This is a genomic window from Pseudomonas jilinensis (genome assembly GCF_003586265.1).
Classification (GTDB): domain Bacteria; phylum Pseudomonadota; class Gammaproteobacteria; order Pseudomonadales; family Pseudomonadaceae; genus Halopseudomonas; species Halopseudomonas phragmitis.
In genome coordinates this window covers 179,651-192,272 of record NZ_QJSA01000001.1, presented here as the reverse complement: position 1 = coordinate 192,272, position 12,622 = coordinate 179,651, and the positions used below count along the sequence as shown (strand labels likewise).

The following is a 12,622-nucleotide window of genomic DNA, read 5'->3' as shown; positions in this document are numbered from 1 at the left end:
CAGTAGAGATATGCTCAGCTTTTCTCGGTCTTGCGGATCTGCTCGACAATCGCCGTGGTGGAACAACTTTCGACGAAATTAAGCACCTTGACCTCGCCGCCGTAGGCTTTGACGATCGGCGCCCCCACAACCTGGTCGACGCTGTAATCACCGCCCTTGACCAGTACATCCGGGCGTACCTGCTCAAGCAACTGCTCGGGCGTGTCTTCGGCAAAGCTTACCACCCAGTCCACCGCCCCCAGACCGGCCAATACGGTCATGCGCCGATCCACACTATTGATCGGCCGCCCAGGCCCCTTGAGCCGGGTTACCGAAGCATCGTCATTGATCGCTACGACCAGCCGGTCACCCTGACTGCGGGCTTCCTCCAGATAACCGACATGGCCAGCGTGGATAATGTCGAAACAGCCGTTGGTGAAGACAATCCGCTCGCCATGGGCACGAGCGTCTTCAATCGCTACCAGCAGTTGCTCGACACTCAGCACACCGCGTTCGCTGCCCTGCTCACGCTGCACAGCGCGGCGCAGTTCCGGAGCACTGACGGTTGCCGTTCCCAACTTGCCAACCACAATACCCGCCGCAAGGTTGGCCAAAGCTACCGCTTGGGGATAATCCTCACCCGCCGCCAGCGCTGTTGCCAGGGTCGAGATCACGGTATCGCCGGCACCGGTAACGTCGAATACCTCGCGCGCCCGGGCAGGCAAATGCAGCGGCGCCTCGCCTTTGCGCAGCAAGGTCATGCCCTGCTCACTGCGAGTCACCAGCAAGGCCTCAAGCTGTAGCTCATCGATCAGCGCCAGTCCTTTCTCGACCAGTTGCTGCTCACTGTTGCAATGCCCAACCACCGCCTCGAACTCGGACAGGTTGGGCGTAATCAGACTGGCCCCGCGGTAGATGGAGAAATCCTGGCCCTTGGGGTCAGCCAGCACCGGAATACCGCGCTCACGAGCAACAGCAATCAACGCCTGATGATTGACCAGCGCCCCCTTGCCGTAGTCAGACAGGATCATCACCTTGACCCCGTCCAGCAGCCGACTCACTTCCGCCAGCAGCGCCGGAGCATCGGTATTGAAGCCTTCCTCAAAGTCCACCCGGATCAATTGCTGATGCCGGCTCATGACCCGCAATTTGGTGATGGTCGGCTGCTCAGGATGCTTCTGAAACGCGCAATAGACACCGGCAGCCTCCAAGCGCTGACTCAGTTTGGCAGCCGCCTCATCGTCCCCGGTCACGCCAACCAACCAGGCTGGCGCACCCAGGGCTGCAATATTCAGCGCCACGTTACCAGCGCCACCAGGGCGATCCTCGATCTGATCAACCTTGACCACCGGTACCGGAGCCTCCGGAGAAATCCGCCGAGTCGGCCCGTGCCAGTAACGGTCCAGCATGACATCCCCCACCACCAGAACCGGGGCCGAGTCAAAACGGGGCATGGATACTTTCATCGGCATTCTCTCTTGCTTGCTCTTGGTCTATCAAACATCGGACAGGCTCAGGCAGACGTAGTCTCATCCTGAAACTGCATACTGTGCAGGCGGGCATAGTAACCATTGCGCGCCAGCAGTTCAGCATGGCTACCCTGCTCAACAATCCGGCCCTGATCCATCACCATGATCACATCGGCCTTCTCAATGGTCGACAGCCTGTGTGCAATTACCAGCGTAGTGCGCCCCTGCATCACCCGATCCAGCGCTGCCTGAATATGCCGCTCAGACTCGGTATCCAGCGCCGAGGTTGCCTCATCCAGAATCAGAATAGGGGCATCTTTGAGCAGCGCCCTGGCAATTGCCAGGCGCTGACGCTGACCACCGGACAACAACACGCCATTTTCGCCTACCAGGGTATCCAGCCCCTTGGGCAGTTTGCCAATGAACTCACTGGCATAAGCGGCCTCGGCTGCAGCCTCAATGGCTTCACGCGGCGCATCGGCCAGATCACCGTAGGCAATATTTCGGGCAATGCTGTCATTGAACAGGGTCACATGCTGGGTTACCAGGGCAATATGTTTACGCAGGTTACGCAGCCGGTAATCCTCGACATCCACCCCATCGATCAGAATCTTCCCGGCGGCATGATGGTAAAAGCGCGGAATCAGACTGGCCAGAGTCGACTTGCCGCTGCCTGAGCGGCCCACCAGCGCAACCATCTGACCGGGCTCGACGGTGAAATTGATATCTTCCAGTACCTGCTTGTCGGTTCCCGGATAACTGAAGCTCAGGTTACGGACTTCGACCCGCCCTTCAACCCGCTCACGCTCCACCGTACCGTGATCGACTTCCGGCTCTTCATCAAGCTGCTCAAAAATGTTCTCCGCCGCAGCAATCCCCTTTTGGATATTGGCGCTGACCTCGGACAACTGACGAATCGGCTTGGGTAACAACCCCGCAGCAGTGATGTAGGACACCAGATCACCTGCGGTCGCATCCCCGCGCAGGAACAGCACCAGAAACATCACCACGGCCATGGCACTGTAGGTCACCAGTTGCAGACTCGGGGTAAATACCGCACCGGTACGGGTCATTTTCAGGCCACGGTCACGGTTCGCTTCGCTCGCGGTATTGAAACGCTCGCGCTCATACTCCTCACCACCAAAACTGCGCACCACCCGATACCCGGTGATGGTTTCCGAAGATACATGGGTGACATCGCCCATTGCTGTCTGGATCTTCTTACTCTGCTTGCGAAATTTCTTGCTAGCACTGGTCACCATCAGACCGATCACCGGCAGGATCGCCATCAGCACCAGTGTCAGCTTCCAGTTCATCCACAACAGATAACCGAACAGGAAAATAACCGTCATGCCTTCACGGAACACCACCTTGATCGCATCGGTAGCAGCGCCAGTGACCATGGTGGTGTTGAAGGTAATCCGCGAGACCAGATGACCGGAGTTGTGATTGTCCAGATAGCGGTTGGGCAGCGTCAGCAGGTTGTTGAACAGGTTAGTGCGCAGATCATGGACTACGCTCAGAGATACCTTGGCCAGGAAGTAATTACCCAGGTAGGAGCCAACACCCTGGTAGAACGCCACAGCGATAATGAACAGGGGGAAACCCCACAATAGCGGAATGCCGAAAAACAGCGCATCGCTACCTTCTGTCAGGCCATCGACAAAATACTTAAGCATCCAGGCCATGGCTGGCTGGCTCGAAGCGAAAATGGTAAAGCCCAGGATACTGATGGCGAACGCCACCCAATAGGTTTTCACATAACCCAGCAGGCGTAGATAAATGCGTGCACTGGAGCGGATAAAGCTTTCGGGCTGCTGTTCAGACATGAGCACATCACGTTACGAGAAGGTTTGAGAGTTTATCATAGGCCATGTAGATTCCATGCTTTTTACAGGAAACGGTCGGGATGTTCGAGCTTGAATCCATAGTGCGCATCGCCCAGGAAGCGGGCGAACAGATCATGCAGGTCTATCAACGCAGCTTCGATGTTGCTCACAAGGACGACAGCAGTCCGGTGACCGAGGCGGACCTGGCGGCGCACCAGCACATCCTTGCCTGCCTGAACCAACTAACCCCCGACACTCCGGTACTCTCAGAAGAATCGACAGCCGAGGAAATAGCTCAACGCCACAGCTGGCCGAAACTGTGGCTGGTCGACCCATTGGATGGCACCAAGGAATTCATCAAGCGTAACGGTGAGTTCACCGTCAACATCGCCCTGATTGAACACGGCATCCCGGTAGCTGGAGTGGTCCATGCGCCGGCGCTGGGGGTAACCTATGCCGGCCAATCAGGGGCCGGGGCTTATAAACTCCTGGCCGATGGCAACCAGGTAGCAATTCGGGTCGCCACGACACCAAGCGCCGGCGCCATGTGGCGAGTAGTAGGCAGCCGCTCACACGCGAGCGAAGCGGTTCACAAGTTTCTGCAAAGACTGCCAAATGCCGAATTGGTAAGCATGGGCAGCTCCCTGAAACTGTGCCTGATAGCCGAAGGCCAGGCCGATCTGTATCCGCGCCTGGGGCCAACCAGCGAATGGGATACCGCCGCCGCCCAGGCCGTGGTTGAAGCAGCCGGAGGTCAGGTACTGAGCTGGCCCGAACTGCAGCCGCTGCGCTACAACCAGCGCCATGACACGCTGCTCAATCCCTATTTCATCGTGTGCGCTGGATTGCATCCGGATTGGCTGAACGCGGACCAGACCCACGTTTTGCGTTAGACTAGGCCTTTTGCCAACGGCCACAATGATGAAACCGCTTAGCCGCGAACAGTACGAAACCTGGCTCAACACCGCAGAAGTCCTCGAACAAGACGGGCACGGAGTGAAAGTCCTGCGTTTGGCAGACGGCACCTTTTTGAAGCTGTTTCGGCGCAAAAGCTGGTTTTCTAAGACTGTACTTTTCCCGCCAGCCAAGCGCTTTGCTGCTAATGCTGTCAAACTGGAAAAACTGGGAATACCCTGCCCTAAGGTGATACAGCTTTACAAACTGAAAAAGCCCTACCGCTCAGTGGTGCACTATCTGCCATTGGAAGGTGAAACTCTCCGCAAAATGGCCGAGTCTAACCGGGGATCCTTAGCTACCAGCTTAATAAAAAGACTAGCCGACTTTATCCGGGAGCTACATGACCACGGCGTTTATTTTCGCTCGCTGCACCTAGGCAACATTGTACTGACACCTCAAGGCAGGCTAGGACTGATAGATATTTCCGACATGCAGTGCACTGGAAAGACCCTGTCTGCACGCTTACGACGCCGAAACATGGAGCACCTATTCAGATATACAAAAGAGTGGGACCAGCAAAGCAGGGAACAAATCGTAAGCTTACTTAAAGGCCAATCAGGAAAAAATAACTCAGCAGCCATTCAAGAACAAAAAAAACCGACAGCATGAAAGCACTGAAAAAACTCAAGGACTACTACTGGAAACGCTGGCTTCGTCACAGAGGAGTCAAGATTTCCAGAGGGATCAACTCAATTGCCCAAAAAGCCACCATCATATTGGAGCCTGAAGTATCCCTTGGCAACGTAGAACTCGATACAGCACTGCTGAAAATAGGCTACCGCACCTACATCAGAAGCGGCAGCCTGCTTCAGGAGGTCGAAAGCATTGGACGTTACTGCTCCATAGGTAACAATGCTCTCATCGGATTACAGCGAAATGCTCACCCACTTCATTGGGTAACAACCCACCCGTTCGCGTACACAGAAACCAACCTAAAATATCAGCCAACCCCGGAGCCTGCGACAATCGAGCACGATGTCTGGGTAGGCAGAAATGCCGTCATCATGTCCGGAGTCAAAATTTACACAGGCGCCATCATTGCCGCCAACTCAGTAGTGACCAAAGATGTTCCTCCATACACCATTGTCGGAGGCAATCCCGCCAGAGAGATAAAAAAACGATTTAGTCCCGAACTGATAGAGCGCTTACTTGCTTCCGAGTGGTGGAATATCGAACCGCTGTCATTAAGAGAGCTGCCAATGGATGACCCTACCGCATTCCTTAAAGCTCTAGAGACAAAGACACTCCCCAAGGCCCGATACCCACTTATACAGGTGAGACGAACTCACTGCCACGAGCTAAAGTAAAGGCCGATCCTCAATATTCACAATAAAAGCTAGCTACACATCAGGTCTGGCTGACCGCGGCTGGTACAGATGTACGCCCCAAACCCAACGCAATCCCCAAAGGTAGCCATGTCAGAAACCATTCAGGCCTGGGTGTTCCCCACAGGCTGGATGCGTCAAACAGACAGGCCACACTAGAAAATACTACAGAAGCACATAGCAAACTGCCCAAAGGTGTTTTACGGTGCCTCCACCCCTGCCAGGCGACCCCTGCCCAAATAGTCAACCACATCAGAACAGCCGGGATACCAGACATAATCGCCACATGAAGCAGCAAATTATGAGAGTGATCAAATACCTTTCCGCCCCCACCAACAATATGGTAATCAGCAGCAAAACCAACACCCCAAACAGGCGCAAGACTAATCATATCCAAGCTTTTAACCCAAATTTCTGGACGATAAGAAAACCCTCGAGCCAGAACAACATCAATAAAAACAAAAAATAATGGAGCACCAGCAAGCACTAACAGCACTAATGGCAGCCATCCTCGTCGGGAAGACTGCCAGAGTGGCATGAGAACGCAAACCGCCAGAAATGCAAGCCAAACACCTCTACTTTGGGTCAAAAGCATAAAGACCAGTAATACAACCAGTGCTAATAACCTAACCCAGAGATTGACCCGGCCACACGCTAGCCAGGCCGCAACCAACCCTATGACATAGCCGCCCAAAATTGGATGGGACAACTGGCCGATACCCTGTAGACGCAGCCGTAGCGGATATCCCTGCAAGACATAAAAGTCCACGGTAGATACAACTGCAGCCAAAGCTAATAGCAGTGCAGCAAAAATTAGAGTCTGATAAGCCAGCCGCTCATTATGACGAACAAATGCCGCCACACCCAGCAAGAAAAAACCCACATACAACTGTCGCTTCAACTCTTTTAAAAATAGCGACGGCTCAGCAATCAATAGACTGATAGAGGACCAGACGAAAAGACCAGCAAAAGTCAGCATTAAAAACTTGTTGGCGCGCACCAGCTCAATACAAAACGCAGGTCTTACAAAAACCGTAAGTAGCGCTGGCAACCACAAAAAAGCAACCAAGCCTTGCTGATATAGCTTATTGGTAGGCATCCAAGCTACAGCTACCAGAAACCAAGCTACACCTATCAGCAACCAAATGGCCAACCAGTGCGGAAGTTCCAGTTTACGTACTGATAAACCCATTACACTATTAGAACAGGCACTGTCATTCGACATGCAACAACGCTCTCCAGGCATTACAAAACTCGCGCCACGCGCCAGTCGGCATTAACTGAGCACGTTGCTCAGCAGCCAATTGATCGAACCCTTTTTCATGCAACAGTTTCTCGATACAAGCAGCCCATTCCTGTGGATCGCGCACCGCAAGATAAGGCCCGACTGGACCCAACTGTTCTCTGAAAACCGCAATATCACTGACCAACACCGGAACCCCTGCCATCACAGCTTCTTGTAACACCAGACCAAGCCCTTCCTTGTGAGAAGGGATAAGCATAATGTCAAAAGCACGATAGATATGCTCGGCTTCAGGTATATGTCCTGGCAAAAAAGCATCGTCAGCCAGCCCAAGCTTACTGATTAGCTCACTCAAGTAATCACGCCGCTCCCCATCACCGATGATCAGTAGTTTGAACCGTCCACCACGCTGTCTGATTAAACCCAGCGCATACAAAATCGTATCAAACCCCTTGCTCTCGACCAGCCGACCAACAGCTCCCAACACAGGTACATCCGTCGCCTCAACGCCAAGCCTACGGCGTGCTTCATCACGCCCAAGCATCTGTGCGTTGCTTTTGACCGGGTCAAATGCCGAAACAATCGTGGTGACAGGCACCCCCAGAGCAACTTCCAACTCCTCCGCCAGGTCATGTGACACTGCAACGACTTTGACCTGTTCAGCACACTGGCGAAATAAACGCCTGTCCCCCCCACGAATTCGAGTCTTACCATGGAATAGCACACGAGCCTGTAGCCCTGGCCTGGATAGTAATAGCGGCAGTATTAGTCTGGCTGTTCCTAGCCCGTCGACCAAAAGCAGTTGAGGCTTCGACTCGTTAAGGCGCTTTACCAGCTTTGCTCTGGTGGCAAAAAGCATCAGCAGTCCAACCCCTTTCGGCTTCAACCTCCATTTTGGCCAATTCCATTGATATGTAGGAATATTAGGTGACTCATCCGGCTCCCCCTGAAGCACCCAGTTTTCTATCAAAGAGCCAGGCGGTAACAATTCCAGAATTTGAGTATGCACTTTATGCACGGAGGCATAGGCAGAGCCAAACGACCACATGATATTGATCACACGCATATAAATAAGCTGGCCTCAGTACCCGCCCAGGAAACTCGGCAGATAGCTACGCCAGCCTCGCACTTGGGCTCTGGGAGTCAATGGTTTTTCCAAAAGCTCAAACAGCCTCTGGCCCATACGGTCATAAGCAAACGCCTCGCGTGCGTGGATTGCTCCTGCTTCAGCTATCTTTTCCAGCAAGCCAGGCTCATCGCGCAGCAACTGAAGGCGCTCATCAAACTCCTGTTGGTTCCTGAATAGCACTACATTCTTCATGTCTTCAAAACCGACAGCGCGATTTTCTACCTCTCCCTGGCTGTAGGTTAGCAACAGGCATCCTGCCGCCATGGCCTCGAAGTTTTTTGCCATGTATTCACCCAGACCAATGTCAGCAGAAACAAAAATCTGTATCCGGGACAACATTTGCGCATAAGCCTGGCCAGGCGCAGTTTGCAGAACCTGTAGACCATGCCGCTTAGCCTGTTCCTCAATAAAGTCTTTACGCGACTTGTACATATTGGCTTTTAAGCGACCAACAAATGCCAGCGGAATATCCCTGACTCCGCAACTATTTTGAATGACACGAGGATCATAGCCCTTGGGCATGAAGTGGGCTTCAAACCCTTCGCTCTTAAGCCGGTCTGCCACTTGCGCCCCAGAGACGATCAAACGGGGTCCACCCAGGCGACGGTAATGACGAGAAAACTTCCCTTCATACTTGCCGCCAGGCATGTAGTTCTGACAGGAATCGTATTCAAAGATGACAAGGTTGGGGATGGCCCGAAAAGCACGCCACTGACGCATTTCCTTTTTCGTCCGCAGAATAGTCATCACTCGATCATAAGCGGAAAAGTCAAAGCGCTTGAGCGTCACGCCAAGACGATCCTGGTCCTCAGCAGTCAAACGAACCAGCTCGACCTCTGCGTAATGCGCCAGCGCATCAGCCAGCACCTCGAACGCATGGACCTCATAACTCTGGATCAGCCATAGAATTTTCATTGGCAAGCTCCGCGTTGCGTGCAACGCATCTTAAACATCACGCGAGTGAAAGCCTTCGCTATCGACACTCCAACACTCATCACTAGCCAAACGAGTAATGTGCGCAGCGTCTCCAGTCTTGCCATGTTTCCAGAGACTCTTCCAGACAACAAAGTGGAAATAAGGAAATTCCCTTGTCTGACTCGTGTCATTGGTCAGATGCCCTGCACTCCAATACCACCTCTGCGGAAAATCATACCCGCCATCAATCCATGCCACTTTTGCGTATGGAGTACTGAACGCCTCACGAAACTCCGCAACTCGCCGCAGAGGGTTGAACAGACCAACAAATTTGAACAAAGGCTTAGGGAAGTTTTTGCGCCACAGGAACAGCCGGGTGAAACCACCTTCATCCAGAGCATGATGCTGATGATCCTCAATCCGCTTGCGGAAATCAGAAATGCGCCAGAACAAGGTTCTGAAATGCTCGTTATTGCGCATCACACACAAATGCCCTGAGACTCGCCGCTCATGGGTCGAAAAGAAGTCGTATCGCTTCAGTTTCTCCGCCGTGAAATAGGCTCTCAAATCGCCGTAAATCAGATCCAGATCCCCAAATCCCCAGAAATCATACCCTTGGGTATCGTCTTGATGGATAAAGCCATAGGCCGGCTTGAGATCACAAAGCTTATAGGGATTAGTCGGGTGGAAGTTCAGCCCAAGCCGTTCAGACACCAAATCACAATAATCGGCAAAGGACGAGTAGCGGTAGCGGACATTAGCCGGCAGCCCCTCAGGTTCGCCACAATCCCCTATCAACAACCAGTTGATATCCGGATTGTGCTCGCAGCTTTTCAGAAACAGCGGCATCCAGAACGGCCACTGACCAAAATAGGGAATCAGGAGCAGGATACTTGGTGCGGTAGCTTGCATAGCCCACTCTCCTGCAACAGATCAAAAAACAGCGGACGAACCGCGTCGTCGGTGTAGTGGGTATTGAGGCTTGTCAGCATCGCCTGGCGCTTGCTTTCCAGATCCTGGGGTGACAGACCTGCTACCGCTTGAAGACACCCTGCCAACGCCTGGACATCGCCCAGCGGGAACAGCGGCCCCAGGCCGGCAACAATTTCACGGGCACCGCCGCAGTCGCTACTGATCAACGGCACTCCAGCAGCCATGGCTTCCAGCAGTACCATACCGAATGGCTCGTGATCGGAGCTCAAGGCAAATACATCGAAAGCCTTGAAGTAGCGTCGGCCGTGCTTAACCTGACCGAGAAACAGCACCTTGTCCTCAAGCCCCAGCTCACTCACCAACGCCTTGAGCCGGCTTTCAAGCCGACCACTGCCCATGATCGCCAGCAGGCTATTGGCCGGCAGGGTCGGCAGGGCCGCGGCAAAACCGCGAATCAGGGTATCTTGATCCTTGTCTGGATGCAGGCGGCCAACATTGCCTACCACCCAGGCATCCTGCGGCAGCCCCAAGTGTTCCCGGGCCTGCTCCCGCTCGACCTGATCGCCTTGCACGGCAGCCAGATCGATGCGGTTATACAGGCGCTGCACCCGCTGCTCCGGCCAGTTACGCAGATCGGTGCGAACCTCGTCCCGAATCGCGTCGGACACTCCCAGCAACAGCAGGCGCTTGCGGAAACGGTTGACGACAAAGCGTCGGTTCCAGCGATTGTAAACGCCAAAGGAGTGATGGATGCCCACCACTGGTAAACGAGTAGCCAGCAAAGCGATGTAGATCGGCTTGAAGCGATGGGCAATGCAGAAGGCATATTCGCGCTGACGGGTCAGACGGCGCAGATCTCGCATCGCTCGCAGCTTCAGGCCCTTGATGTCCTTTGGCTCATAACCAAGGAAGATCACCTCGTCCGAGGCCGAGCCCTGCTCAACCTCGGCATTCGGCTGTCCAGACAGATACACGGTCGCGACCTTATATCCGCTGTTTTTGAACAGCACGGCATATTGGCGGGCGCAGTCGGTAAAAGGGCCGTAATAAGAGTGGCAGAACTGCAGTACCCACTGTTCCCGATTACTCAAGCGGATCTCCTCAGGCTACCTTGCAGACCAGGATGTCTTCCATGATCAGATACTGCAGATCCGAGCCGTAGAACATGTTCAACGCGTCAGTCGGCGAGCAGACCATCGGCTCGCCACGGCGGTTCAGCGAAGTATTGAGCACTACCCCGTTGCCGGTCAGGCGCTCCAGTTCCTTCATCAGATCGTAGTAACGCGGATTGTATTCACGCTTAAGCACCTGAGCACGGGCGGTGCCGTCCTCGTGCACTACTTCCGGCACACGGGTTTTCCACTCCTCGTTGACCTCGAAGGTAAAGGTCATGAACGGCGACGGATGATCAACGCTAAGCATCTGCGGCGCTACCGTGTCGATCATCGACGGGCAGAATGGGCGCCAGCGCTCGCGGAACTTGATCTGTTCATTAATGCGATCGGCCACACCCTTGAAACTCGGGCAACCGATGATCGAGCGACCACCCAGGGCGCGCGGACCAAACTCCATGCGACCCTGGAACCAGGCCACCGGATTACCCTCGGCCAGCACTTCGGCAATGTACTCAGGTACGTTGTCGAGCTTTTTCCATTCGGGCTTGTTCGGATGACGGGCGCAGGCGGCAATGACATCTTCATTGCTGTAACTGGGGCCGAGATAGACGTGCTCCATCTTCTCGGCCGGCACACCATTTTTGACCGAGACATAGGCTGCGGCGCCTACGGCAGTACCGGCATCCCCAGCCGCTGGCTGAACGAACAGCTCCTTGACCTCGGGGCGCGCGATGATGCGCTGGTTGAGCTTGACGTTCAGCGCACAGCCACCAGCAAAGGCAATACGACCGGTTTCACGCAGAATGTCGCCCAGATAGTACTCCATCATCTCCAGCGCCAGCTTCTCGAACAGGGCCTGCATGCTGGCGGCGTAATGGATGTAGGGATCGTCGGCGATGTCGCCTTCGCGCTTGGGCCCAAGCCATTCGATCAGCTTGGGCGAAAAGTAATAGCCCTTGCCCTTTTCCTTGTAACGGCGGAAGCCAATCACGTTGGCGTAATCGGTATTGATGATCAGCTCGCCATTCTCGAACTTGGCCAGCCGCGAGAAGTCGTATTTGGCGGCATCACCATAGGGCGCCATGCCCATGACCTTGAACTCGCCATCGAGCATCTCAAAGCCCAGGTACTCAGTCAGCGCGCCATACAGACCGCCCAGCGAATCCGGATCAAAGAACTCCTTGATCTTGTGGATCTTGCCGTTTTCGCCATAACCAAAGAACGTGGTGGCGTACTCACCCTTGCCGTCAATACCGAGAATTGCGGTCTTTTCCTGGAATCCCGAGCAGTGATAGGCACTGGAGGCATGCGCCAGGTGATGCTCAACCGGCTCGAGCTTGACCTTCTTCAGGTCAAAGCCCAGTTGCTGCAGACACCACTCGATGCGTTTCTTGTAACGCTTGAAGCGCCGATTGCCCATCAAGATGGCATCCAGCGCACGATCCGGGGCGTACCAGTATCGCTTGGCGTATTTCCAGCGAGCCGGGCCAAAAATACTGATCGGGGCAAAGGGAATGGTGACGATATCCACGTCTTCAGGCTTGATACCCGCCTGCTCCAGACAGAACTTCGCCGATTCGTAGGGCATGCGATTCTTCGCATGCTTGTCTCGTACGAAACGCTCTTCCTCCACTGCCGCGATCAGTTTACCGTCGATATACAGTGCGGCGGACGGGTCATGGCTCAAAGCGCCGGAAAGTCCGAGGATGGTCAGTGCCACAGGAGTCC

11 protein-coding genes are annotated in these 12,622 nt (G+C 54.3%); 3 read left to right on the top strand and 8 right to left on the bottom strand.

The features are described from left to right. Positions 1 to 14: 14 nt before the first annotated feature. On the bottom strand, positions 15 to 1,445 hold the full coding sequence (hldE, locus tag C2846_RS00845) for a bifunctional D-glycero-beta-D-manno-heptose-7-phosphate kinase/D-glycero-beta-D-manno-heptose 1-phosphate adenylyltransferase HldE (RefSeq protein WP_095625101.1): 1,431 nt from the start codon (positions 1,443 to 1,445) through the stop codon (positions 15 to 17). Positions 1,446 to 1,492: 47 nt separating this feature from the next. After that, positions 1,493 to 3,277 carry a lipid A export permease/ATP-binding protein MsbA gene (gene msbA, locus C2846_RS00840; RefSeq protein ID WP_119700473.1) on the bottom strand — a complete coding sequence of 595 codons (1,785 nt, stop codon included), beginning with the start codon at positions 3,275 to 3,277 and terminating at the stop codon, positions 1,493 to 1,495. An 80-nt stretch (positions 3,278 to 3,357) separates the two neighbouring features. Between msbA and cysQ the strand changes: the two genes are divergently transcribed. The 3 genes from cysQ to C2846_RS00825 are packed head-to-tail and all read left to right on the top strand — an operon-like array spanning position 3,358 to position 5,541. Continuing rightward, positions 3,358 to 4,170 (top strand): 3'(2'),5'-bisphosphate nucleotidase CysQ, encoded by an 813-nt coding sequence (cysQ, locus tag C2846_RS00835; RefSeq protein ID WP_080049676.1) that lies wholly within the window; start codon positions 3,358 to 3,360, stop codon positions 4,168 to 4,170. Between the two features lie 25 nt (positions 4,171 to 4,195). Beyond that, a complete protein-coding gene (locus C2846_RS00830) occupies positions 4,196 to 4,843 on the top strand; it encodes a lipopolysaccharide kinase InaA family protein (RefSeq protein ID WP_205890077.1) in 648 nt (215 codons plus the stop codon). Next, entirely contained in the window at positions 4,840 to 5,541 is a 702-nt protein-coding gene (locus C2846_RS00825) for a CatB-related O-acetyltransferase (RefSeq protein WP_080049675.1), read from the top strand. The genes C2846_RS00830 and C2846_RS00825 overlap by 4 nt, the downstream gene beginning before the upstream one ends. A gap of 40 nt (positions 5,542 to 5,581) precedes the next feature. Here the strand turns inward: C2846_RS00825 and C2846_RS00820 are convergent, their stop codons facing one another. The 6 genes from C2846_RS00820 to C2846_RS00795 are packed head-to-tail and all read right to left on the bottom strand — an operon-like array spanning position 5,582 to position 12,614. Then, positions 5,582 to 6,784 (bottom strand): O-antigen ligase family protein, encoded by a 1,203-nt coding sequence (locus tag C2846_RS00820; RefSeq protein ID WP_165443740.1) that lies wholly within the window; start codon positions 6,782 to 6,784, stop codon positions 5,582 to 5,584. Continuing rightward, positions 6,774 to 7,868 carry a glycosyltransferase gene (locus C2846_RS00815; protein WP_119700471.1) on the bottom strand — a complete coding sequence of 365 codons (1,095 nt, stop codon included), beginning with the start codon at positions 7,866 to 7,868 and terminating at the stop codon, positions 6,774 to 6,776. Before C2846_RS00815 ends, C2846_RS00820 begins: the two co-directional genes overlap by 11 nt. A gap of 15 nt (positions 7,869 to 7,883) precedes the next feature. Continuing rightward, complete coding sequence (locus tag C2846_RS00810; protein ID WP_119700470.1) at positions 7,884 to 8,846, bottom strand: glycosyltransferase family protein; 963 nt, start codon at positions 8,844 to 8,846, stop codon at positions 7,884 to 7,886. 30 nt (positions 8,847 to 8,876) lie between these two features. Beyond that, complete coding sequence (locus C2846_RS00805) at positions 8,877 to 9,758, bottom strand: DUF6625 family protein (protein ID WP_080049671.1); 882 nt, start codon at positions 9,756 to 9,758, stop codon at positions 8,877 to 8,879. After that, positions 9,725 to 10,870, bottom strand: coding sequence for a glycosyltransferase (locus C2846_RS00800; RefSeq protein WP_080049670.1), 1,146 nt, complete (start codon positions 10,868 to 10,870; stop codon positions 9,725 to 9,727). The genes C2846_RS00805 and C2846_RS00800 overlap by 34 nt, the downstream gene beginning before the upstream one ends. A gap of 10 nt (positions 10,871 to 10,880) precedes the next feature. Then, a complete protein-coding gene (locus tag C2846_RS00795; protein WP_119700469.1) occupies positions 10,881 to 12,614 on the bottom strand; it encodes a carbamoyltransferase family protein in 1,734 nt (577 codons plus the stop codon). Between the last annotated feature and the right edge of the window lie 8 nt (positions 12,615 to 12,622).